This window comes from Streptomyces sp. SID13726, assembly GCF_010548375.1.
In the GTDB taxonomy this organism is placed as follows: domain Bacteria; phylum Actinomycetota; class Actinomycetes; order Streptomycetales; family Streptomycetaceae; genus Streptomyces.
The window spans coordinates 1-481 of record NZ_JAAGLY010000331.1 but is presented as its reverse complement, the minus strand read 5'-3'; the positions used below and the strand labels follow the sequence as shown (position 1 = coordinate 481).

At 70.3% G+C, this 481-nt stretch carries 1 pseudogene; it reads right to left on the bottom strand.

What is annotated here, in order from left to right:
* A pseudogene (locus G3I78_RS47915) lies at nucleotides 1-461 on the bottom strand (excinuclease ABC subunit UvrA); the annotation flags it as partial.
* Between the last annotated feature and the right edge of the window lie 20 nt (nucleotides 462-481).

Here is a 481-nt window from a genome sequence, read left to right as displayed (position 1 = left end):
GCCTTGCGCGCGGGGACGTTGAAGGAGAATGCGGGGGGCGGGCCGATCTGCGGCTCCCCGAACCGGCTGAACAGGACCCGCAGGATCGCGTTCGCGTCGGTCACCGTCCCGACCGTGGAGCGCGGGTTCGCGCCGAGGCGCTCCTGGTCGACGACGATCGCCGTCGTGAGGCCCTCGAGCACGTCGACGTCGGGACGGTCCAGAGTCGGCATGAAGCCCTGCAGGAACGCCGAGTACGTCTCGTTGATGAGGCGCTGCGACTCGGCCGCGACCGTGTCGAACACGAGCGAGCTCTTGCCGGACCCCGAGACCCCCGTGAACACCGTGAGGCGCCGCTTGGGGATCTCGACGCTCACGTCCTGCAGGTTGTTCGACCGTGCCCCCTGGACCCGGATGACGTCGTGCCCGTCCGCGCCCCGCGGCGCCGCGGTCTGCGTTCCCGTCGTCGTTGCCGTGCTCATCGTGTCTCCTCGTCGTCGAG